The 22,251-nt window shown below is 51.7% G+C and carries 21 protein-coding genes, 1 pseudogene and 1 riboswitch; of the genes and pseudogenes, 13 read left to right on the forward strand and 9 right to left on the reverse strand.

What is annotated here, in order from left to right; translation table 11 throughout:
* Positions 1 to 175: 175 nt before the first annotated feature.
* Both nadC and trmL read right to left on the reverse strand, forming a co-directional pair.
* Positions 176 to 1,018 (reverse strand): carboxylating nicotinate-nucleotide diphosphorylase, encoded by an 843-nt coding sequence (gene nadC / locus C2M34_RS04540; protein WP_105258172.1) that lies wholly within the window; start codon positions 1,016 to 1,018, stop codon positions 176 to 178.
* A 22-nt stretch (positions 1,019 to 1,040) separates the two neighbouring features.
* Entirely contained in the window at positions 1,041 to 1,505 is a 465-nt protein-coding gene (gene trmL, locus C2M34_RS04545) for a tRNA (uridine(34)/cytosine(34)/5-carboxymethylaminomethyluridine(34)-2'-O)-methyltransferase TrmL (RefSeq protein ID WP_105200153.1), read from the reverse strand.
* A 289-nt stretch (positions 1,506 to 1,794) separates the two neighbouring features.
* Here trmL and C2M34_RS04550 point away from each other — a divergent pair, with 289 nt between their 5' ends.
* The gene (locus tag C2M34_RS04550) at positions 1,795 to 2,241 is read left to right on the forward strand and encodes an REP-associated tyrosine transposase (RefSeq protein ID WP_105200154.1); all 447 of its coding nucleotides are present in this window, start codon (positions 1,795 to 1,797) and stop codon (positions 2,239 to 2,241) included.
* Positions 2,242 to 2,575: 334 nt separating this feature from the next.
* Positions 2,576 to 3,433 (forward strand): cation diffusion facilitator family transporter, encoded by an 858-nt coding sequence (locus C2M34_RS04555; RefSeq protein ID WP_105200303.1) that lies wholly within the window; start codon positions 2,576 to 2,578, stop codon positions 3,431 to 3,433.
* A 49-nt stretch (positions 3,434 to 3,482) separates the two neighbouring features.
* On the opposite strand, the gene C2M34_RS04560 is transcribed toward C2M34_RS04555, so the two are convergent.
* Entirely contained in the window at positions 3,483 to 4,322 is an 840-nt protein-coding gene (locus C2M34_RS04560; RefSeq protein ID WP_105258173.1) for a 23S rRNA (adenine(2030)-N(6))-methyltransferase RlmJ, read from the reverse strand.
* Between the two features lie 265 nt (positions 4,323 to 4,587).
* Here C2M34_RS04560 and zapB point away from each other — a divergent pair, with 265 nt between their 5' ends.
* From zapB to C2M34_RS04575, 3 genes are read left to right on the forward strand one after another with little or no spacing between them, the layout of a single operon-like run.
* A complete protein-coding gene (gene zapB / locus C2M34_RS04565) occupies positions 4,588 to 4,809 on the forward strand; it encodes a cell division protein ZapB (protein ID WP_105200156.1) in 222 nt (73 codons plus the stop codon).
* A complete protein-coding gene (locus tag C2M34_RS04570) occupies positions 4,809 to 5,099 on the forward strand; it encodes a cell division protein ZapA (protein WP_105200157.1) in 291 nt (96 codons plus the stop codon). The genes zapB and C2M34_RS04570 overlap by 1 nt, the downstream gene beginning before the upstream one ends.
* A 36-nt stretch (positions 5,100 to 5,135) precedes the next feature.
* Entirely contained in the window at positions 5,136 to 6,113 is a 978-nt protein-coding gene (locus tag C2M34_RS04575; RefSeq protein WP_105258174.1) for an MBL fold metallo-hydrolase, read from the forward strand.
* Positions 6,114 to 6,334: 221 nt separating this feature from the next.
* Here C2M34_RS04575 and C2M34_RS04580 read toward each other — a convergent pair whose 3' ends face one another.
* Complete coding sequence (locus C2M34_RS04580) at positions 6,335 to 9,121, reverse strand: S9 family peptidase (RefSeq protein ID WP_105258175.1); 2,787 nt, start codon at positions 9,119 to 9,121, stop codon at positions 6,335 to 6,337.
* 166 nt (positions 9,122 to 9,287) lie between these two features.
* Between C2M34_RS04580 and C2M34_RS04585 the strand changes: the two genes are divergently transcribed.
* From C2M34_RS04585 to C2M34_RS04615, 7 genes and pseudogenes are all read left to right on the forward strand, one after another.
* On the forward strand, positions 9,288 to 9,731 hold the full coding sequence (locus C2M34_RS04585; protein ID WP_105187885.1) for a YaiI/YqxD family protein: 444 nt from the start codon (positions 9,288 to 9,290) through the stop codon (positions 9,729 to 9,731).
* Between the two features lie 23 nt (positions 9,732 to 9,754).
* Positions 9,755 to 9,872: riboswitch (TPP riboswitch) on the forward strand.
* A 129-nt stretch (positions 9,873 to 10,001) separates the two neighbouring features.
* Positions 10,002 to 11,951, forward strand: a complete 1,950-nt coding sequence (gene thiC / locus C2M34_RS04590; protein ID WP_199878772.1) for a phosphomethylpyrimidine synthase ThiC — start codon at positions 10,002 to 10,004, stop codon at positions 11,949 to 11,951.
* On the forward strand, positions 11,951 to 12,955 hold the full coding sequence (locus C2M34_RS04595) for an FAD-dependent oxidoreductase (protein WP_105200161.1): 1,005 nt from the start codon (positions 11,951 to 11,953) through the stop codon (positions 12,953 to 12,955). The genes thiC and C2M34_RS04595 overlap by 1 nt, the downstream gene beginning before the upstream one ends.
* An 11-nt stretch (positions 12,956 to 12,966) precedes the next feature.
* Positions 12,967 to 13,164 (forward strand): sulfur carrier protein ThiS, encoded by a 198-nt coding sequence (gene thiS, locus C2M34_RS04600; RefSeq protein WP_105214765.1) that lies wholly within the window; start codon positions 12,967 to 12,969, stop codon positions 13,162 to 13,164.
* Positions 13,165 to 13,956 carry a thiazole synthase gene (locus C2M34_RS04605; protein WP_105258177.1) on the forward strand — a complete coding sequence of 264 codons (792 nt, stop codon included), beginning with the start codon at positions 13,165 to 13,167 and terminating at the stop codon, positions 13,954 to 13,956. It begins immediately after the preceding gene.
* Positions 13,957 to 13,963: 7 nt separating this feature from the next.
* Positions 13,964 to 15,501 (forward strand): annotated as a pseudogene (gene thiE / locus C2M34_RS04610) (thiamine phosphate synthase).
* Positions 15,498 to 16,253: a HesA/MoeB/ThiF family protein gene (locus C2M34_RS04615; protein ID WP_267894342.1), complete on the forward strand. Its 756-nt coding sequence runs from the start codon at positions 15,498 to 15,500 to the stop codon at positions 16,251 to 16,253. The pseudogene thiE and the gene C2M34_RS04615 overlap by 4 nt, the downstream one beginning before the upstream one ends.
* 45 nt (positions 16,254 to 16,298) lie before the next feature.
* Here C2M34_RS04615 and C2M34_RS04620 read toward each other — a convergent pair whose 3' ends face one another.
* A complete protein-coding gene (locus tag C2M34_RS04620; RefSeq protein WP_105200165.1) occupies positions 16,299 to 17,222 on the reverse strand; it encodes a manganese-dependent inorganic pyrophosphatase in 924 nt (307 codons plus the stop codon).
* A 187-nt stretch (positions 17,223 to 17,409) separates the two neighbouring features.
* Here C2M34_RS04620 and mutM point away from each other — a divergent pair, with 187 nt between their 5' ends.
* Complete coding sequence (gene mutM / locus C2M34_RS04625; protein WP_105258178.1) at positions 17,410 to 18,219, forward strand: bifunctional DNA-formamidopyrimidine glycosylase/DNA-(apurinic or apyrimidinic site) lyase; 810 nt, start codon at positions 17,410 to 17,412, stop codon at positions 18,217 to 18,219.
* Positions 18,220 to 18,412: 193 nt separating this feature from the next.
* Here mutM and C2M34_RS04630 read toward each other — a convergent pair whose 3' ends face one another.
* The 4 genes from C2M34_RS04630 to C2M34_RS04645 all read right to left on the reverse strand — a co-directional run bounded on the left by C2M34_RS04630 (position 18,413) and on the right by C2M34_RS04645 (position 21,976).
* A complete protein-coding gene (locus tag C2M34_RS04630; protein ID WP_105214747.1) occupies positions 18,413 to 18,904 on the reverse strand; it encodes a DUF3299 domain-containing protein in 492 nt (163 codons plus the stop codon).
* A gap of 7 nt (positions 18,905 to 18,911) precedes the next feature.
* Positions 18,912 to 20,171: an ABC transporter permease gene (locus tag C2M34_RS04635; protein WP_105258179.1), complete on the reverse strand. Its 1,260-nt coding sequence runs from the start codon at positions 20,169 to 20,171 to the stop codon at positions 18,912 to 18,914.
* Positions 20,158 to 20,856: an ABC transporter ATP-binding protein gene (locus C2M34_RS04640; RefSeq protein WP_105258180.1), complete on the reverse strand. Its 699-nt coding sequence runs from the start codon at positions 20,854 to 20,856 to the stop codon at positions 20,158 to 20,160. The genes C2M34_RS04635 and C2M34_RS04640 overlap by 14 nt, the downstream gene beginning before the upstream one ends.
* Positions 20,857 to 20,938: 82 nt before the next feature.
* The gene (locus tag C2M34_RS04645; RefSeq protein WP_105200305.1) at positions 20,939 to 21,976 is read right to left on the reverse strand and encodes a CDP-glycerol glycerophosphotransferase family protein; all 1,038 of its coding nucleotides are present in this window, start codon (positions 21,974 to 21,976) and stop codon (positions 20,939 to 20,941) included.
* Positions 21,977 to 22,251 lie beyond the last annotated feature (275 nt).

The following is a 22,251-nucleotide window of genomic DNA, read 5'->3' on the forward strand; positions in this document are numbered from 1 at the left end:
TTTTAAAAGTGTACGCTGCCGATGTTACAGTTTCATTGATTTATAACAAAGTATTACTTTATTTTATAAACCTCATTCTTTGAAACTAGATGCTATCACGGTGATTTTATTTTGGGTAGCCCTTTTTATAACATTGTGTAACATTTGTATCGGCGTCAAATTGCTTGGTTCTATTTTAGAAACGCATTGATAAATCAATAGCTTTGATATGCTTGGTGAGGGCGCCGCTGGATACAAAGTCAACGCCGACGTTAGCATATTGTTGCAAAGTTTCGAAGGTGATATTCCCGGACACTTCCAGCTTGGCACGGCCAGATGTGCGCTCTACCGCGGTGCGTACATCGTCCAGCGAAAAGTTGTCAAGCATAATGATATCGCTGCCTGCGGCCAGCGCTTCTTCCAATTCGCTGAGGTTTTCAACTTCCACTTCCACCGCTTTATCTGGGTGGTTTTTACGTGCTTGAGCTATCGCAGCGCTGATACCACCACAAGCGCTGATATGGTTTTCTTTAATTAGAAAGGCATCGAACAGACCGATACGGTGATTGCGCCCGCCACCGCATTTAACCGCGTACTTCTGCAATGCGCGCAAGCCTGGGATGGTTTTACGGGTATCGAGGATTTCGGTGTTAGAACCGGCCAGTACTTGGGCATAGCTGTGAGCCGCGGTTGCGGTTGCACTAAGCGTTTGCACAAAGTTTAGAGCGGTGCGCTCGGCGGTAAGTATGGCTCTGGCATTGCCTTTGGCGGTGAATAGAAGCTGATCCGAACTCATTTGTTCGCCGTCGGCGATATAAAAGGTCAGCTCTACACTTGGGTCAACCTGTTGAAATACTTCGATTACCAGGTCTTTACCACAGAATACACCAGCTTCGCGGGTGATCACCTTGGCATCGGCCTGTTGCTCGGCGGGGATAAGTTGCGCGGTGATATCGCCCTCAAGGGCGCTTTGTCCGTCTAAATCTTCCGCAAGTGCTTGCGCCACCAGGCGGGTGATAAGTTCTGGAGTTGGGGTCATAAATTAGTACCTATTGGAAGAGTTAAACGGCACCGGCGAAATCGAGCTGGCGCCAGGATTCAAACACAAACACCGCGACCGCGTTGGACAGATTCATGCTGCGGCTATTGGCCTGCATGGGGATGCGCACGCGCTGCTGCTCTGGTAGAGCGGCAATAATGTCATCCGGTAAGCCTCGGGTTTCAGGGCCAAAGAGCAGGGCATCGCCGGCCTGATAGTTCACCTCGTGGTGGTATTTTTTGCCCTTGGTGGTGCAGGCAAAGATCCGCTTCGGTTGCTGTGAGTCTATATAGCTTTGTAAATCAGCATGGCGCTGCACCTGAGAAAATTCATGGTAATCCAAACCGGCGCGTTTAATACGTTTGTCATCCCATTCAAAGCCCAGCGGCTCGATTAAATGCAGGCGATACCCGGTATTGGCGCAGAGGCGAATAATGTTGCCGGTATTGGGTGGAATTTCCGGTTGAAATAAGATGATGTCTAGCATGGTGTTTATCGACAATCTAAGGTGCTAAGCCAAAATTGGCGCAAGTATATCAAACTTGGTATTAAGAACGCATCTTTTGTAGGCCAGCCTTTGTCGTTGTAGGTCGGGCTTTACCCCGACAAAAATGCCCACATGTTGAATTGTCGTTGTAGGTCAGGCTTTGCCGCAAGGGTTGTAGGTCGGCCTTTCAGGCCGACAATGGATCACCAATCTTTCCCTTTATCGGTGCAAAATACCTAACTTAGGAATCTAAACTATAATCAAATTTTAGCCTTCCAAGGATCTGGACATGAGCTTAAATGATTTACGAAAAGGACGTTTTAGTCAGGCTAATGGTGAATACTTCATCACTTTTACTTGTTACCAACGCATTCCATTTTTTCAACGCTTTGAACTGGCAACATTATTCTGCTGGCATTTGCACCAACATGAGCTTGTTTGTCGCTGCACTTGGCTGACTTGGGTGCTGATGCCAGATCATTTCCATGGTCTATTACGTTTAAGGAAGGATAATCTGCACGAGGCGGTGGGACGTTTAAAGGGAGCCACCGCGGCCGACATCAACACGCTTTTAGCGCGTAAAGGTAAGGTGTGGCAACCCGGCTACTTTGAACGCCAATTAAGGGCCGAAGATGACAGGTTGCAAATTGCTCGCTATATTGCCGCAAACCCGCTACGTAAACACCTGGCTTCCAACCTTGGACAATACCCGTTTTGGAATTCCCGCTATTTGTAATCTAGGTCGGTGCTCTGCGCCGACAAAGAAAGAATGATGCTCTATTGTCGGGGTGAACCCCGACCTACAACGACAAAGGGATATTGGTGCTCCATTATCGGCCTTTCGACAATGTGCTCCTGCATTGCTCTACTACCGCCATCCCTGGCGGCAAACCCCGACCTACAAGGGCGAAGCCAAAATTAGCCTAAGCATGGCAAACTTGGTTACAATAACGCCCATATAAGTAAATGAATCATAGCGAGTATAATTAGTGGCCAACGCAGCACCAACACCAAAGACAGGGAAGGGGTATGATTTTTGGGTGCGCTTTGCCAGCGTCAGCACTCTGATTATGGTTAGCGTAATGATTTTCGCTAAGGCCTGGGCCTGGTTGGCATCGGGGTCGGCGGCTATGTTGGGCTCCCTTACCGACTCCTTACTGGATATCAGTGCCACCTTGATGAACTTCTTTGTGCTCAGTTATGCTCTAAAACCCGCCGATGATGACCATAGATTTGGTCATGGTAAGGCCGAAGCCCTAGCCGGCCTTGGCCAATCTGCTTTTATTGCCGGCAGTGGCTGTTTGCTCGCTTTTCATGCCATAGAGCGCATGTTTAATCCGGTCGCCATTACGCATTCTTTGCTTGGTGTCTGGGTGAGTGTGTTTGCAATCTTCTGTACCCTGGTTGTGGTGTTTGTGCAATATCAGGCGCTAAAGCGCACCGAATCCGTGGCTCTTAAGGCCGACTCTTTGCATTACAAGGGTGACTTGTTCCTTAACCTAGCTGTGATGCTGGCGTTGTTATTGGCTTATTACGGGATAAGTGGCGCCGATCCTTATTTCGCCATTTTGGTTGCCGCCTATTTATTGTATAACGCCTGGCAAATTGCCACTGAAAGTGCGGGGCACCTGATGGATAAGGAGCTGCCCGATGAAGAAAAAGCTCATATAGTGGCGGTTGCCTGCGCTCATGAGGCTGTGCACGGTGTGCATGCCCTACGTACCCGCCAAGGCGGTAAGGTGCGTTTTGTCGAGTTTCACTTAGAGTTGGATGACCATATTCCCTTAGTGCAAGCCCATCGCATCGCCGACGAGGTTGAGCTTATGGTAAAGGACGCCTTTAGCCTGCAAAAACATCCCGAGTTCGGCGGGGAGGTGGATGTGTTGATACACCAAGATCCTGTCTCTGCGACGCGCAAGCACCTTTAGCTTTGATTAAATGTCGGCGCGAAGCACCGACCTACTACAAAAGCCTAACTTATTCTTCCACCAATTGTAGGGCGCGGTAAAAGCCACTGCTGTCGCTTAATAAGGTGACCAGCTCGGGCAGCACTTGCTCCATGGTCTTCATTAAAGTATAAGGCGGGTTGATGGCTATCATGCCGGAGGCGGTCATGCCATGGGTGTCGGTGTCGGCACTGGTGGCCAGTTCGAACAGCTGAATATTCTTAATGCCGCTTTGGGTTAGACGTTGTTCGATACGATCGATGCGCTCGCGATCCACCACAGGGTACCAAAGCAAATAGGTGCCGCTGCTAAAGCGCTTATGAGCTTTAATAAGGCTGTCGACGGCTTTGTCATAGTCGCTTTTAATTTCGTAAGGCGGGTCCATCAGTACGCAGGCGCGACGAGATAAAGGCGGCACCAAGCCGAGTAAACCGCTAAAGCCGTTTTCACCTTTTACTCGCAATGAGCGCTTGCCGGCCATGTTTTTCTCAAGCAAGGCCAAATCCTGCGGGTGCAACTCAAAAAACCAACCCTTGTCTTGCTTGCGCAGGTAATGCTCGGCCACCTTAGGCGAGCCGGGGTAATGGGCTAACGCCGCGCCATTATTCATGCTCTTAATTAAAGCTACATATTCGCTTAATGCCTCAACATCACCCTGGTAATCCCAAAGCTTGGCAATACCATCGGCATACTCCTTGGTCTTTTGCATATCGGCGTTGTCGAGGGCAAAAAAGCCCGCACCCGAATGGGTATCGATATAATCAAAAGGCTTGTCTTTTTTCACCATGTGCTTAAGCGACTGAGCCAATACCAGGTGTTTGACTACATCCGCCGGGTTGCCGGCGTGGAAGGAGTGACGATAACTGAGCATAAATAATCCAGACCAAAAAGTTGCGCCGCCATTTTACTCTTTATTGTCAGCGATAAACAGCCGACGATAGCCAATAGTATGCCCAAGACTTGTTTGTATAAAAAGCGCGCTGATAAGTTAAACGCTTGCTGAACCTTGGTCGGTTGAAAATGAACCCGCTGTTAATACTGGAAAAATTTACAGGAATTCGCTTGTAACCCCTAGCATCCCTAGGCAGATTGCTTTACATTTGCACACTCTAATCAACAGTTTAAAGAGCGCATTTATGAATCAAGAAACCCTTTCCCAACTCGAACAACTGGTCGATAAACTAATTGCCCGCAATGCAGAGCTAGGCCAAGAAGTATCGGCGCTGCGTGAAAGCAATGCCAAGTTACAAGACGAAAACGAAACCTTGCAACTTGAAGTGCTTGAAAGCGAAGAAAAGCAAAAAGAAACCAGCACCACATTGAGCTCATTACTTGAGAAGCTGCAAGCGGCGAGCTAATGAGTGACAAAGGGCACAGCGTTAAGGTAAACCTGCTCGGTAAAGAGCATCAGTTTGCTTGTCCCAAGGGGCAAGAGCAGGCACTGCTCGCTGCGGCCGAAAACTTAAATGCTAATGTAGAGCAAATGCGTACGCGCTCGGCAATTCGCAATGATGACAAGGCCTTGCTGTTAGCAGCGCTGACCTTGTCTCATGAGCTGCTTGAGGCCAAGGCGCAGTTGCATCAATTGTCGGCACAGCAACATGCTTTGTGTGACAAGCTAGAAGCTGCTTTGCAGCAAGAAGATTAAGGCGCCCTTGAGCGCCTTTTTTATGGAGAGTCGTTTATGCGTCAATACGTAAGCGCCCTTATATTATCTGTGGTCGCGACCGGTGCCCTGGCCCAGCAAAATTGGCAAACGCTCAGTGACCATGTTGAATTTATTGAGCAGCCCGCTAAGTTGCGCTTTTATGATTCCAACCAGACGCTGATCCAAGGAGAGCAGTGTGCGCTGCTGGTGGATGCCCCAGGGGAGTTTACGCAAACGGAAGCGTTTATTGGTGAGCTGAAAAAGCAACTGCGCGTGCCCTTGTGCTATGTGCTCGCCTCCCACGCCCATGATGATCACCTGCTTGGGTTGGCCTTGGTACAAAAGCAATTTCCCGATGCCCAGCTTATAGTGCATCAGTTCCTTGGCGAGAATTTTCATCTCGCCCATGAGCAGTTAAACGAGCGTTTGGATGGTTTTGTTAAAAGCATAGCTTTGAGTCAGCAGCGTATGGAAAAGCTGCCGGAGCAGGAGCAACGCGCTTGGCGGGACAAAATAGCGCGAGCCCAGGCGCGGTTTAAGCAGTGGCAATCGCTGCGCTTTTCAACGCCCGATAAGGTGATATCCCAGCCAACCCAGCTTGATTTGGGCAAGTTAAATGTCGAGCTACTGCCTTTTGCTGCGCACACCCAAGGTGATATTGCCGTTCTGGTAAAGGCCGACAAGCTGCTGATTGGCGCGGATATGGTAGATACTTTGCCGTACCCGGGTGAGGCCAACTATCAGGCCTGGCTGCAGGCTTTGGATGAGTTATCACAATTGCCCGTGACTCAGGTGCTGCCGGGTCATGGCGGTGTCCTTGCAACATCCGACTTAACAAAGCCCAAGGCCTGGCTTGAGGCCATAGTTAAGCATGTTCAGGCGAATCCAAGTGCCGATGTCGCCACCTTGGTTGAAACCTTTCCCAAGCGGTATCAGCCTCAGGATGATGAGCTGGCACAACGAGCTTATGCCATGTTTTTGGAAGCCGGCATTAAACGCGCGAAACAGTTGTAGGTCGGCCTTCAGGCCGACAAAAATGCAAAATTGCTTAGATGTCGGCGCAGAGCACCGACCTACAAATGTGCACGATTCTTACCATGTAGTTGTAGGTCGGCCTTTGCCGCCATGGATGGCGGTAGTAGAGCAATGCAGGAGCACATTGCCGAAAGGCCGACAAAAATGCAAAATTGCTTAGATGTCGGCGCGAAGCACCGACCTACAATGTTTTGTCGTTCTTATTCCTCGTAAAAGGGAATGCCTTCTTGCATCCACTGTGGTGCGGCTTTGCCTTTTAGGTGATGGTCAAAGTACTGCATCATGCGAATCGAGAAGTCGACCTGATTCGGGAATTGCTTGAGGTGATGAGGTTCGCCTTCGTATTCCAAGAAGATCACATCCTTACCGGCACGGCGCAGCGCCAGGTAGTATTGAATGCCTTCCTGCCAGGGCACTGCACCGTCTTCATTGCCAAACATCACCATAATAGGGGTGTTCACCTTGTCGGCGAAAAACACCGGTGAGTTTTCAATGTAGAGCTCGGGAGCCTCATACAAGGGCTTACCGATACGGCTTTGACCCGTTTCGTACTGGAACTGGCGAGCCAGACCCGATTTCAAACGTATGCCGCTGTAGGCCGAGGTCATGTTCGATACCGGGGCGCCAGACACCACGGCCTTAAACATATCCGTTTGCGTGACCATAAAGGCACTCTGATAGCCGGCCCAGGAGTGGCCCTGCAAGCCGATGGCATTCGGGTCGGCAACGCCCATATCAATAAGCTTTTGTGCCGCGTTGATCATGGTTTTAGTCGACGAGGGTCCCGGGTGACCCACTTCAAAGCGAATATCCGGCAAGAAGATGGCATAACCGTTAGAGGTAAACATGGGGAAGTTGGGTCTGTGATTCAGCTCCATCTTCGGGAAGTCGAAGCGGCGCTGACTCATATAGCGGTAGAAGTAGATCACTACCGGTACTTTTTGGCCCTCGACATAGTCGGCCGGCTTAATCAGTACACCCTGAAGATCTTCACCATCATAGCCTTTATAGCTGACTAGCTCGGGTTTTTTGCCCCATTTAAACTGATCGATTTGCGGGTTGAGGTCAGTGACCTGCTTGGCATTGGCCAGGTCTTTATCGGCTTGCCAGTAATCCGGGAATTGCGAGTAGCTTTGCTGGGTAAACAAATACTTATCGGCGTGTTTGGCTTTTTTCACCAGATCAAACCGAGCGTCGCCGTCGAGCAAGGTTACTAAAGACTTGTCCGTTAGCTTGAGCTGGGCCACTCCCGCTTGCTTGTCTTTTAAATCAAAGACACGCAGCAACAGAGTTTCATCTGGATTAAACCCGAGCTTGTCACTGTCGAGGTTAATCACGCGATATTGCTTGTTGTTGCCTTTACCCTGGGTCAAGGATTGGGCTTCCCCGCTGCGGGTATCAAACGCCCAAATATCATGCTTGGAGTTAATTAACACCTTGGAGCCGTCTCGGTACCAGCCGGCGACACCATAATCGCTGACAGGAGACGGGTAGTCGTGTTGATCATCGGCAAAGATGGCATTAATGGCCTTGCTTAGGGGGCGAACCTTGTTGCTGCCCAGGTCTTTTAATTGCCAAACGCCCTTGTCAAAGAAGACCGCATACTTGCCCGTGGGCGACAGGCTGGGGCGGTGAGGGTGCTCGGCCACGATCAGTTGCTTGTTACCGGTTAGTACATCGACCGCATAGTAGTCGCTATAAAAGCCCTTGTAGGTGATTTGTGCCAGGTAATCCTGATTGTTGTAACCAAGCAGGTGATCGGCCTTTTTATTCAGGTTGAGCTCGGGAACCTGGGGATCCGCGAGCTGCACCACCTTATTGCCATCAAGGTGATATACCGCCTGATAATGACGGTGCTTATTCTCTTCACCCCATTGTTGCTCTTCGCGAGGTTTGATTTCAGCGTCTTGATGGTGCCATAGATTAAGCTTGGCCTGGGCCATAATGGTGTCGTAATCACGCAGTGACTCGGCGTCCTGGTATTTTAGCTCTTTGGGTTTGGCGGCAAGGGTAGGACGGGCGGTGAAATACAAGCGCTCGCCATCTTCAGACCAGCTCAACGTGCCTTTTTTACCCGCCTGCCATTGACTATCCAGGTCCTGTAATTTGTTTTGCTCAACATGCCAAAGCATGGTGCGATAGTCTCGGCGACGCTGGTCATCATTCACATAGTTGCCGACATTAAAGGCCACTAGGTTTTGCATTGGATGCCAGTCGATAGCGCTGAGGGTTACACCCGGCTCATCGATAAGTACATGGCTTTGGCCGCTGTTTAAGTCCAGGTAACTGATCTCGTTTTCGCTGCCGTCTTTACTTTGCGTATTGAACAGCAAGCCAGCGCCTGTGTGGCTAAAGGCGAATTTGAGCACTGCGTCCTGGCTGCTGCTGACACCCGAGTTCAAGTCCACGACAACCAGCTCTAAGACCTTGTCTTTTTTATCTGCCTTAATGGCGTCTTCGGTTTTGCCTGAGCTTTCTGCACCGTTTGCTGGTGCATCAGTTTCTTCGTCTTTATCATCTGCTTTGTTTTCTTCTTGCTCATGGCGATAGGCAAGCCAGCGACCATCATCGGAGATTTGATAGTCTTTCACCGCAGCAAACTCTTGTTGCTCACCGCTTTGGGTATTGACCAATACGAGTGTGTTTGTTAGTTTTTTCTTGGCTTTTTTATCGGCGGTTTCTTTCTCTAACAGGGAAGGAACTTGCAAAAACGCCGCCCACTGGCTGTTTTTATTGATGCTGGCCTGGGTACCGCGCTCAACGCTGGCAAGCAAGGTGTTGCTCTCAAGGTCATACACCAGACCCTGGGCGTCACCGCGATAGGGGGCGGCACTAAAGGCCAGTACCTTGCCTTGCTCACCCAAAACCGTGGACTTGGGATATTTAAAGTCAAAGACATCGCTAAACTCGAGTGCCTCTTGGGCATAAACTTGGGTGCCAAGCGTCGCAATCAGCGCAGCGCTAAGTACCGTCAGTGCAGGTTTCATAACAATTCATTCCTGTATCGTTTTTTTTGCCCATTGTAAGCGCTTAAATTTGCAGCGCGACTAAATTCGATAAGCCGTCCGTTATTGCCGTTGAATCGCACCTTAGCGGTTTTTCTTCGGTCTAACCCCGCGTATACTGGTGTTTTCACTTTCTAGATTGAAGACTATGAGTATTTGGGTTGATGCCGATGCCTGCCCGGTGGCCATTCGCGAGATAATCTGCCGCGCCGCTATGCGCACCAAAACCAAAACGGTATTTGTTGCTAATCAGTATATTCGCCTGCCGGCCTCGGAATACTTGCGCATGCAGCAGGTGATGCCGGGCTTTGATGTGGCCGATAACGAAATTGTGAAGCAGGTGCAAAGCGGTGAGCTGGTGATCACCAGTGATATTCCCCTAGCTTCGGAAGTGATCGATAAGGGCGCACTGGCACTGAATACCCGCGGCGAGCTCTATACCAAGGAAAACATCAAGTCACGCCTGAATATGCGCGACTTTATGGATACCCTGCGCAGCAGTGGCATTCAAACCGGTGGCCAGGCGCCGCTGAGCGCCCAGGATAAACAACAATTTGCCAATCATCTCGACCGCTGGCTTGCGCAGCAGTGAGTTTCTAGGCTAGACTGCGCCACGAACACTTGTCGGAGTGCCCTAACTTACCATTAGGTATCAAGGGGCTGAGATCGCAATTGCGGGATCCGTTAACCTGATCAGGCTCATACCTGCGTAGGGAACAAGCTTGCCTCGGCACGCTTGTGCTAACTTGGCACAAGTTCGGCCCAGCCTAAGCGGCGCGTACGCGCACGGACCAAAGGCACAGACCAGCAAGGTCTTTGCACCTCCAGACAAGACACACTCAACCAATTAATGAGAAGCGTCATGTCAGAATCGAACAAACCTAGCCGTCGTCAAAACCGAGAAGCGGCGTCGCACTATATTCATAACCTTACCGGCCAACCCTTTCCTAATTCGCAAAAAGTCTATGTTGAAGGCACCTTGCCCGGCGTGCGCGTGGGCATGCGGGAAATAGCCTTAAGCGACAGCTTTGTCGGTGGCACCGAAGATAGCCCCATCTATGAAAAAAATGCGCCTATCCGCGTCTACGACACCTCGGGCCCATACACGGATCCCGACTTTGAGCTTAATGTACGCAAGGGTCTACCTAAGTTTCGTCAGGCCTGGATAGAAGGGCGTGACGACACCGAGTTGCTAGAGAGCAAAAGTTCGCAGTTTGCCCAGCAGCGCATGGCCGATGAAGGCCTGGATCATATTCGCTTTGAGCACTTGCCCCAGATCCGCCGTGCCAAAGCCAGTAAAAACGTGACGCAAATGCATTATGCGCGTCAGGGCATAATTACCCCGGAAATGGAATACATTGCCATTCGCGAAAACATGGGCCGTGCCGAGGTACGTGAGCAGTTACTTAAGGAACAGCACCCGGGCCAGTCTTTTGGTGCCAGCATCCCTGATTTTATTACGCCTGAGTTTGTTCGCGACGAGGTTGCCCGTGGCCGCGCGGTGATCCCTAACAATATAAACCACCCGGAATCCGAGCCGATGATCATTGGCCGTAACTTCCTGGTCAAGGTCAACGCCAATATCGGTAACTCCTCGGTGACTTCGTCCATCGAGGAAGAGGTAGAAAAAACCGTATGGTCGACGCGCTGGGGCGCCGACACCATCATGGATCTATCAACCGGCCGTTATATTCACGAAACCCGTGAATGGGTGATTCGTAACTCACCGGTACCTGTGGGCACAGTGCCCATTTATCAGGCGCTGGAGAAGGTCAACGGGGTGGCCGAGGACCTGACCTGGGAAATCTTCCGCGATACCCTAATTGAGCAAGCGGAGCAGGGGGTGGATTACTTCACCATTCACGCTGGTGTGCTGCTGCGTTATGTGCCCATGACCGCCAAGCGGGTAACCGGCATCGTCTCGCGCGGTGGCTCTATTATGGCGAAATGGTGTCTGGCGCATCATAAGGAAAACTTCCTCTACACCCACTTTGAAGAGATCTGTGAAATCCTCAAGCAGTACGATATCTGTTTCTCCCTGGGCGATGGTCTGCGTCCCGGCTCGATCGCCGATGCCAATGACGAAGCTCAATTTAGCGAGCTGCGCACCTTGGGCGAGCTGACAAAAATTGCCTGGAAGCACGATGTGCAGGTGTTTATTGAGGGCCCGGGCCATGTACCCATGCATATGATCAAGGCTAATATGGACGAGCAGTTGGAACATTGTGGCGAGGCGCCGTTCTATACCTTGGGGCCGCTGACCACGGATATCGCCCCAGGTTATGATCATTTCACCTCGGGTATTGGTGCGGCGCAAATCGCCTGGTACGGCTGTGCCATGCTTTGCTACGTGACGCCAAAAGAGCATCTTGGCCTGCCCAATAAGGAAGACGTAAAAGAAGGTTTGATCACTTACAAGATAGCCGCCCACGCGGCGGACTTGGCCAAGGGGCATCCTGGCGCCCAAGAACGCGATAACGCCTTGTCTAAGGCGCGCTTTGAGTTCCGCTGGTTGGATCAATTCAACCTGGGTCTCGACCCGGATCGTGCCCGTGAATATCACGATGAAACCCTGCCGCAGGAATCGGGCAAGGTGGCACATTTTTGCTCCATGTGCGGACCAAAATTCTGCTCCATGAAGATCACCCAGGAAGTGCGTGACTATGCCAAGGACTTAGAAGCCAAGGGCATAGACCCGAATAATTTGGGCGAGGAGATCAGCGTTCGCATGGTCGATGTGGAGTCTGAAATGAAGGCCAAGTCGGCGGAATTTAAGGCCGCCGGCAGCGAGCTGTATCACAAGGCCTACTAATGGGTAAAAAAATAGCCATAGTGGGCTTTGGCTTGTGCGGTCGGGTGGCCGCACTCTTGCTGGCCAAGCATTACCGGCTCGAAGTATTCGACAGTGGCGACGCCGAGGGCAGCGGCAGTGCCGGTCCGGTGGCCGCTGCCATGCTGGCGCCCTTGGCAGAGTCGGTGCTGTGCGAGCAGGATTTGGCCGAGCTGGGGCTGGAGTCTCTGGCGATATGGCCGCAATTGCTGGCGCTGCTCGACACTCAGGTGCATTTTCAGCGCCAAGGCACCGTGGTTGTCGCCCACCCGCAGGATCAAGGGGCGATGGCGCATTTTCAAAAGCAGTTGAAGCCCTTGGCCGGTTATGCGCCGGAGCAGTTAAGCGCGGCGCGCCTGCGCCAGTTGGAGCCGGAGCTGGCCGGGCGTTTTGGCGGCGGGCTTTACCTGCCCAGTGAGGGGCAGCTAGATAACCTCGGCTTTTTCCACCATAGCTATGCGCGCTTAAAAAATGCCGGAGTGCGATTTCACTTTCACACCCAGGTACAGCCACAGGAGCTGGCCCAGCAGGACTATCTGGCAGTGCTTGATTGTCGCGGTATGGGCGCCAAGGGCGAGCTGCCCTTGCGTGGTGTGCGCGGCGAGGTGGCTCGGGTAGTGGCTCCCGAGGTTTTCCTGCAGCGCCCGGTGCGCCTGATGCATCCGCGTTACCCCATTTATATTGCCCCGAAACCGGGCAATCGTTATGTCATAGGTGCCACGGAAATCGAATCTCAGGATCAGCGCCCAGTCACGGTGCGCAGTGGTTTGGAGCTATTGAGTGCCGCCTTTAGCGTACACAGTGGTTTTGCCGAGGCCCATATTGAGGCCTTGCAGGTGGGCTTACGCCCGGCATTGATGGATAACCGCCCCAGCGTCAGTCGTCAGGGTAGGGTGATCAGTATCAATGGCCTGTACCGTCATGGTTATATGCTGGCTCCCGCCGTGGTGCGCTCGGCCCTGACCGAGTTTAATACCGCATTTTAAGGTAATGAATTATGCAGATTTTTATTAATGACAGCGCCTTTGAGGTGCCGGAGCAGGCCAGCGCAAAGCAGGCCCTGGCTAGCTTTGGTGCCACGCCTCCCTTTGCCTTGGCCGTCAACGGCCAATTTGTGGCTCAGGGGCAATATCCGCAGCTGGTGCTGCAAGACGGCGACCGGCTCGACATCCTCGCGCCAATACAAGGGGGTTAGATGAGGGATACACTTAGCATTTACGGTCAGGAATTTAACAGTCGCCTGCTGATCGGATCGGCGCTTTATCCTTCGCCCAAGTGTATGCAGGAGGCGATCCTCGCCAGTGAGAGCGAAATCGTCACCGTATCCCTTAGACGACAAAATTCTCAGGCCGCAGGCGATGATTTTTGGCAGCTTATTAAAGACACTGGCTTGACCGTGCTGCCTAATACCGCCGGCTGTCACAGTGTGCAGGAGGTCATGACCCTGGCACAGATGTGTCGTGAGGTCTTCGCCACCGATTGGATCAAGCTAGAACTTATAGGCGATGACTATAACCTGCAGCCGGATCCTGTGGCCTTGCTTGAGGCCGCCGAGCAATTGCTGGCCCAGGGCTTTAAGGTCTTACCCTATTGCACCGACGACCTGGTGATTTGCCAGCGCCTGGCCGCTTTGGGTTGTGAGGTGATCATGCCCTGGGCGGCACCCATAGGCACAGGCAAGGGCATTCTTAACCCTTATGCGTTGCAAAGCATTCGCGAGCGCCTGCCTCATGTCACCTTGATTGTCGATGCCGGGCTGGGTGTGCCGTCGCATGCCTGTCAGGCCATGGAGCTGGGCGCCGATGCGGTGTTGTTAAACTCGGCCATCGCCGGCGCCAATGACCCAGTATTGATGGCGCGCGCCTTTGCCAATGCCACCTTGGCTGGTCGACAAAGCTATTTGGCCGGACCTATGGCGGTAAAATCCACCGCCGTGCCTTCAACACCGACCCTGGGTATGCCAGTATGGCACCAGTTTAACGAGTGAGAGCAGTATGAACGAAATAGTTTGGACAATTGCCGGCTCGGATAGTGGCGGCGGCGCCGGTATTCAAGCGGATTTACAGGCCAGCGCAGCTTTGGCGTACATGGTTGCAGCGTAATCACGGCGCTGACGGCGCAAAATAGCCTTGCCGTTGAGGCATTGAATCCGGTGGATTTGACGGTTATCGAATCCCAGTTGCAGGCCCTGGCCCATGACCTGAGACCCCAAGCCATAAAAATAGGCATGCTTGCCAATGTCCAGCAAATTCAGTTGATTGCCGAGCACTTACAGTATTATCGCGACAACTGGGAAACACCGCCCCTGGTTATTTACGACCCGGTGGCCATTGCCAGCAGCGGCGATAGCCTGATTGAGGAAGACGCGCAAAGCGAGATTGCCGACGCCATAAAAACGCATCTGTTGCCGCTGGTGGATGTGATCACCCCCAATGTGTACGAAACGCAATTGCTTACCGGGGTGTACCTGATAGGTCCGGATGCCCTGCGTGACGCCGCCAAGCGCCTGCAGCAGTGGGGCGCCAAGAGCGTTATTATCAAGGGTGGCCACTGGGATTATCCGCAAGGTTACTGCGTTGATTTTTGCCGTCACGGCGAGCAAGAGTACTGGCTGGGAAATGAGAGCGTTGTCACGCCTCATACCCATGGCACCGGCTGTACCCTGTCCTCGGTGCTGGCATCCTGCCTGGCTAAGGGCTATCCCCTAAAAGACGCTTTTATCCTTGGCAAGGCCTATATCAATGCCGGGTTAAAAGCCGCAAAACGTTATGGCGAGGGTGTGGGCCCGGTTGCGCACACCCAGTTCCCGGAAAATTTGGCCGACTTTCCTCTGGTAATTGAACCGGGCACCTGGCTGGGCGATGCCCTGGATTTTGATTGTGCCAATGATTTTAATTATGCCGCCGGCTTTGTCCCTTGCCCTGAACGTCTTGGCCTGTATGCAGTGGTTGATTCCCTGGATTGGCTAGCACTGTGTTTGCAAAGCGGCATTAAAACAGTGCAGTTACGCATTAAAGACGCCGAGGCCGGCAATTTGGAGCAGGATATTATCAGTGCCATTGAGTTGGGAAAAACTCATCAGGCACAGGTGTTTATTAACGACCACTGGCAGCTGGCGCTGAAGCACGGTGCCTATGGGGTACACCTGGGCCAGGAAGATCTACACACCGCCAATCTCAAGGCTATTCAAGATGCCGGCATGCGGTTGGGCTTATCCACCCATGGGTTTTATGAAATGCTGCTGGCGCACAATTATCGTCCCAGCTATATGGCCTTTGGCGCCATCTATCCGACTACGACTAAGGACATGAGCGGACAAATCCAAGGCCTGGAAAAGCTGCGCCATTTTGTGCCCTTGATGCAGCCGCATTATCCCTGCGTGGCCATTGGTGGCATTGATCTGATGCGCATGGACGAGGTGGTGGAAACCGGAGTGGGCAGCATTGCCGTGGTGCGCGCCATTACCGAAGCGGCCGACCCGCAAGCGGCCATTGCCGAGTTACAGCAAGCGATCGCCGGAGAGCGTGAGTGAGCACAAAAGAGTTAAGTGCCAAGGAGCAAATCCGCTACTCTCGGCAGCTGATGCTGGATGGTTTTGGTATTGATGCCCAGTTGCGTCTGAAAAACGCCACCGTGCTGGTGGTCGGCTGTGGCGGTTTGGGCAGCCCGGCGCTGATGTATCTGGCCAGCAGCGGTGTGGGGCGGCTGCGATTGATGGATGATGATCTGGTGGAACTCAGTAATCTGCAGCGTCAGGTGCTGTTTAAGGTTAACCACCTTGGGCAGCCCAAGGCTAAGGCCGCGGCCAAGGTACTGGCGAGTCTAAACAATGAGATTGCCATCGAGGCGCAGGTTAAGCGCGCCGATGCCGACAATCTCGCCGAGCATATTCGTGACTGCGATCTGGTGCTGGACTGCAGCGATAATTTTGCCACCCGTTATGCGCTTAACCGCGCTTGTTACGCCCTTGATAAGCCATTGGTGAGTGCGGCGGCGACGGGCTTTAGCGCCCATCTGGCCTATTTTGATCTTCGCTCTTCGTCATCGCCTTGCTATGAATGCGTGTTTCCCGAGCGCGAAGATAACCCCAGCGCTAATTGCGCTACCCAAGGAGTGATAGCGCCCTTGCTTGGCATTATTGGCGCACAGCAGGCCTTGTTGGCCATTCAGGCTATCTTGGGCTCCGGTGAGGCGGGGACGCTGCACAGTTATAATGCCCAGACTTTGGGGCAAAAAACCTTTAAACTGGTTAAAAATCCGGATTGCGCGTGTTGTGGGAAATAAAAAAAGCCAAGCGAGGTGCTTGGCTTTTTATGTTAGTAGGTTGCTTTAGCCTGCGAATGCGTCTTGCAGTGGCGGTACAACCTGCTTTTTACGGCTCAGTACGCCATCAAGCCATACCTTCGAGTCTGCAATCTCAGCGCCATAGGCTTTGGCTACTATGCCTTCATCATCAGAGGCGATCAGCATTTGCGAACCTTCCTTCATGATGTCGGTTAACAGTAGTAATACGCTGTGGCGGTTGCCTTCTTCTTTCAGCTTGGCGATATCTGCTTCCAAGTCGGCCTTGATATCGTCAAATACAGACAGGTCGATCACTTCCAGTTGGCCGATGCCAACCAGGTTACCGTTCATGTTGAAGTCTTTGAAGTCACGCATAACCAGGTCGCGTGCCGGCGTGCCTTCAACGGCAGATTTTACCTTGAACATTTCCATGCCCAGCTCTTTCGGGTCGTCGATGCCAGCGATTTCTGCCAGGGCTTCAACGCATTTGATATCGGCCGTAGTACAGGTTGGTGATTTGAAAATGACGGTGTCGCTCAGGATGGCGCACATCATCAAGCCAGCGATGCCCTGAGGGATTTCCACATTGTAGAAGTCATACATCATTTTGATAATGGTGTTTGAACAACCTACCGGGCGGATCCAGCACTCAAGCGGAGTTGAGGTAGTCAGATCGCCAAGCTTATGGTGGTCGACTACGCCTACTACGCGGGCCTGATCGATATCATCGGGAGCCTGAGTTTTTTCGGTGTGGTCAACGATATACACATCTTCACCGGCATAGCTCATTTTAAGCTCTGGGGCTTCGAAGCCGAAACGGTCAAGGATAAATTGCGTTTCTGGTGATAACTCGCCTAAACGGGTTGGGATCGCTTCTTCACCGATCTGGTTTTTAAGGTATGCCAGTGCAATTGCACCGCAGATAGAATCAGAATCAGGGATCTTGTGTCCCACTACATACATGGCCATTGTGACTCTCCAAAATACTTTGCCCCTATTGTAACAATAATTAACCGCTCTGGGGTAGCGGCAAATGGGCTGATTGAGGGCGACTTTTTGGTTACACTGGGCTCATTATTTTTGCTGGATGCACCATAAGCTTGGCAGTTAGCTCCAAGCGCAACAGCTATTTTTACCATTAGAAGGATAAGTTTGTATGCCTGAACTTCCAGAGGTCGAGGTTAGCCGTTTAGGCATAGCTCCCCATGTTGAAGGGCGCACCATCACTAAAGTGAGTATTCACCAAAACCAATTGCGTTGGCCTGTAAGTGAGCAAGTCTATGAACTAGGTGGAAAAATCATTGAGTCCGTGAGCAGGCGGGCCAAGTACCTGTTGCTGCATACCGACGAAGGAGCGGTGATCCTGCACTTAGGCATGTCCGGTCATTTACGTGTGGTGCCTATTAATGAGCCGCTTAAAAAGCATGACCATGTGGTATTTGATTTCGACAACGGCTTGAGTTTGAGATTGAACGACTCCCGTCGTTTCGGCGCCTGTTTGTGGCAGGAGCTCGACAGCCTGCATTCGGTGTTTAGTAAACTTGGTCCCGAGCCGCTGACCGATGATTTCGATGCCAATTGGTTATTTGCCAAGTCGCGTAATAAGAAGCAGCCTATTAAGCAGTTTCTGATGGATAATCATGTGGTGGTCGGGGTGGGCAATATCTATGCTAACGAATCCCTGTTTAAGGCCGGCATTAACCCAAAGCGTGAAGCCGGCAAGGTAAGCCTAGCGCGCTATCAGAAGCTCACGCCGATCATCAAGGAAACCTTGGCCGCGGCCATTGAGCAAGGTGGCACAACCCTGAAGGATTTTGCCCAAAGTGATGGCAAACCGGGTTACTTCGCTCAGCAATTACTGGTGTATGGCCGTAAGGGTCAGCCTTGTGTTGAATGTCAAAGTGAGCTGACGGAAATTCGTCTGGGTGGGCGCAGCACTGTGTATTGCAAGCGCTGCCAGCGCTAGTGGGTGAATGTGTAGGTCGGGGTTTGCCGCCATGGGTGGCGGTAGTAGAGCAATACAGGAGCACATTGCCGAAAGGCCGACAATAGAGCATGATTTTTACCATGTCGTTGTAGGTCGGCCTTCAGGCCGACAAATCTGCACCTTTGCTTAAATGTCGGCGCAGAGCACCGACCTACAAAAATGCAAAATTGCCTTATAGCTCAAAGGGCGCGACGCCAATACCTTTGATTTTATAGCCGGTTTTGGCGATATCACCGCTCCAGCTTTCAGCACTCATTACCCCGGTCACGACTATGGCGTCATACAGGCTTTCGATAGGCACGCCATCGGCTATGGTGACATGTACAATTTGATTTGGCGGCGGCGGTGGCACATGAATACAGGCGCCGAAATAGGGTACCAGCAGAAACTCGGTGATCACCTCGCTGTCGCCCTCAAGGGGTACCACAAAGCCTGGCAAACTTACTGTTTTACCATTGTATTTTTGCACCACGGGAGCGTCTAAATTCGGTTGCACCCAGTTTTGGTCAGCACCTTCGTGACTGGCGGCGGAATTACGGGTATCGACGGTCACATGCCCCTCGGGCACTAAATCTTCCCAAAAAATTTCCACCGGTTCATTGGCGAAAGAGGCCACACTCACACAGGTTAATAGTACGGCTAGAAAACGATTAAATAGACTCATAATAATCCTAGGTCTTAACACTCATCCCATCATGCAGGGAATAAAAATAGGCACGGACTGCGGGGATTAAGCCGACAATCCAGGCTGCCGCCATAATAACGGCGATCAGCATAAGTTCATAGCTTGAGATACCTTGAAGATCGATATTGATACCGGCCTGAGCCTGTAATTGTGGCTGTGCCAGCGTCAGCAAAAGATAACTCAGGGCTACTCCGAAGCTGGTGCCAAGCAGGCTGATCAATAGGGACTCCATACTCATCAAGGAGAATATATGCCAGGGTTTAGCGCCCACCGAGCGCAAAATAGCTAGCTCACGGCGTCGTTGCGACAGGTTGGCCAACAAGGTGGTAAGCATGCCCAGCAGGCTGACCAGCAGCACCACGATAGAGAATAACAGCAACAGCTTTTCGACCATGGCCAACATGCCCCATAACTCTCGCAAGGTGACCCCGGGCATAATGGCCATCAGGGGTTCGCCTTTGTAGTTATTAATATTGCGGCGGACCTGCAGGGTATAGAGGGGGCTGTCAAAACCCAGTAAAAAGGCGCTGATCTGTTTGGGCTCACCGATTAAGTCGGCAGCATGGGGCTCGTTATGGTTATGTTGTTCTTCATCTTCATGATGCGCCTGTGCACCGTGTAATTGCGCGATGGCAATCAAAGGGATATGCAGGGTTTTGTCCACCGGGGTGCCGGTGGCGGCGAGAATGCCTACCACAACCAGAGGCTTGTCATCATGGTGATGAAAACTGGTTTTACCCATGCCATGGGCGACGACAATATTATCACCCAAGCCATAGCCCAAGCGTTTGGCCACTTCGGCGCCAAGCACCACTTCGTTGTCCTCTGCAAAGGGAGCGCCGCTGCTAAAGCTAAGGTGCTGCTTTTTGCCATATTGAAAGTGGCTAAAGTAATCGCCGGTGGTACCAAGCACCGCATAGCCCTTGTGGGTATCGCCCAAAGACAAGGGCAGCGCCCATTTAATGCCCTTTTTGCTGCTGATATCCTTATAGCTTTGCCAGCTCACGCCATTATTCATATGGCCGATGCGAAATACCGAGGCGAGCAGTAATTGAATATCGCCGGTACGGGCACCGACGATCAAATCCGTGCCCGACACAGTGGCGGCAAAGCTTTCCTTGGCCTGCATACGTACTCTTTCTATGGTGAGTAGCAGCATTACGCTAATGGCTATGGTCAGCAGGCTTAACAACACGCTGGCGCGGCGATTGAGCAGGCTTTTACTGGCTAATTTAAGCAAGATCATCGGCTGCTCCTTGCAAGTCATCCAAGTGCACCACCTTGGAGAACAGTGGTGCCAGGCTTTGTTCGTGGCTAACAAACACCACGGTGGCACCGGTTTTATCCGTTTGCGCAAACAGTAACTCGATAAAGGCCTGGCGATTGGCTTCATCCAACGCCGAGGTGGGCTCATCGGCAATGATGATTTCCGGGTCGCCGATCACCGCGCGGGCAGCGGCCACCCTTTGTTGCTGACCTATGCTCAGGGTATTGACTGGCTGTTGATGAAACTGCGGTGCTAATCCCAGCTGGGTAAGCAAGGTGTGGGCGACCTCGTTAAGTGACGCTTGATGAGCCAGAGCCCGTTGCTTGCGTAATTTGGAAAAGGCGCAGGCTAGGGTCACGTTTTCAATGGGGCTTAAATAGGGTAGTAAATTAAAACTTTGGAAGATGTAGCCCAGGTGGTCGGCGCGAAATTGATCGCGCTGGGCGCTACTCAAGGTCTCGATGGCAGTACCGTTAAGCCTGATGCTGCCGCGCTGCGGTGTTTGAATCCCGGCCAGCAAGGACAACAGGGTGGATTTACCGCTGCCGCTGGGGCCGTGTAAAAACAGATGTTCTCCCTTGGCAATATGCAGAGCGTCTATGCTCAAGGTGGGTTGGCCGGTATGACCCTGCCAGGAAAACCACAACTTATCTATGTCTATCATTGGCGCCGTTATATCTTCTTGTTCGCTGCGCTTAGCTTATCACGAGCGTCTGAGCAAAACAGGGGGTTGCGATTAAGCGCCGTTACCAGCGCCAATAGGATAACTTCTTACGCATTTTAAACTGGCGTAGCAGATTAAGTGGTTTGCGTTTGAGCTCCTTGCCGTCTGAGTCTATCAGGTCGTTGGTGGCCGCCAGCACTCTGACACTGGATTGCCCATCCTGATAGGGGTGCAGTTGTTGGCAAAAGGCCTCGATATTGGCCATAAGCTCGGGTGGCTGATTAAGCGCTTCGGCAATGGCGTCATCCACCTGATCCGCTTCGGTGATATTAAGCAAATGTGGCCCCGGAGCCTGGTTATTAAAGGTCACCACTGGGCGGCGCAATAATAAAAACATCAATAAAATCGAAGATGTGTCACAGAGCATGACGTCAGCAGCTTGCAGCAATGGAATAACGTTGTCGGTCTCAACAAAGGTGAGATTCTCATCCTGCATCGCCTTGTATTGGTCGACTATCTCTGTCGCCATCTTGGGATGGAATTGCACCAAAATACGGTATTTGCCACTGTCTCTCAGCTGTTTGACTTGTTTAATTAATACTGGCGCAAGAGACAGGCGTTTGGAAAATGTGGAGCAGATTAACAGCGTTGGGCGTGTATCCGTAGCCGAGACATATGGGTTGTCAGAGATGGTTGAAAATAAGGAATCAAGCATTGTCCAACCTGTTTCCCTGACACGGAAAAACCCCATCTCTTTAGCTTGCTCGGTAAATGGGCCTGTGGTGTTGGGACCCTGAGTACAATAGAGGTCAAAGCAACCGCGAATAGTGAAATGATCATTTTTACCACGGCTGTTAAGTTTGCCAGCATCAAATCCATGGAATACAGCCACTTTTTTACCGGGGAAAAAAGTGGGCAAAATATTCGCAGGTGCAAACGTGGCGTGTGGATCCCAGGCTTTGATTTCGTCAATGCTATGGAGACGCTGTTCATCCTCGGCTAAAAAGTCAGGGTTTACTTCGGAGCCTTCTAAAAACCACTTCACTTCTCCGCCATGAGCAAGAATTTGTTTTTGCAATGGGCGCAAAATTGCATAGGAGTAATTTTGCGATATATACATTAAATAACGTTTACCCTGAGTGCTGCTTGCTAAATCCACTAGAAGGCCCTTAATCGATTAAGATGTTCTTTAGTTTACAGCAAGATGAAGAGCGAATGACAGATGCAGGCGCTAGTTTTAGGCGTGATTAGAAAAGATAGGACAAAAGTCCGCTTATGGCGGCGTTTTTCTTTATCTTCGTGTCCAGCTAGCTTATCATAGCGCGCCTAAAGTCTTGGTTGCCGTGAGCGCTGCCAAGGCCAAGCATTCGCCTCTCAAGCCCTTGTTGGAGTAGC

The organism is Pseudoalteromonas sp. T1lg88 (genome assembly GCF_002964765.1).
In the GTDB taxonomy this organism is placed as follows: Bacteria; Pseudomonadota; Gammaproteobacteria; order Enterobacterales; family Alteromonadaceae; genus Pseudoalteromonas.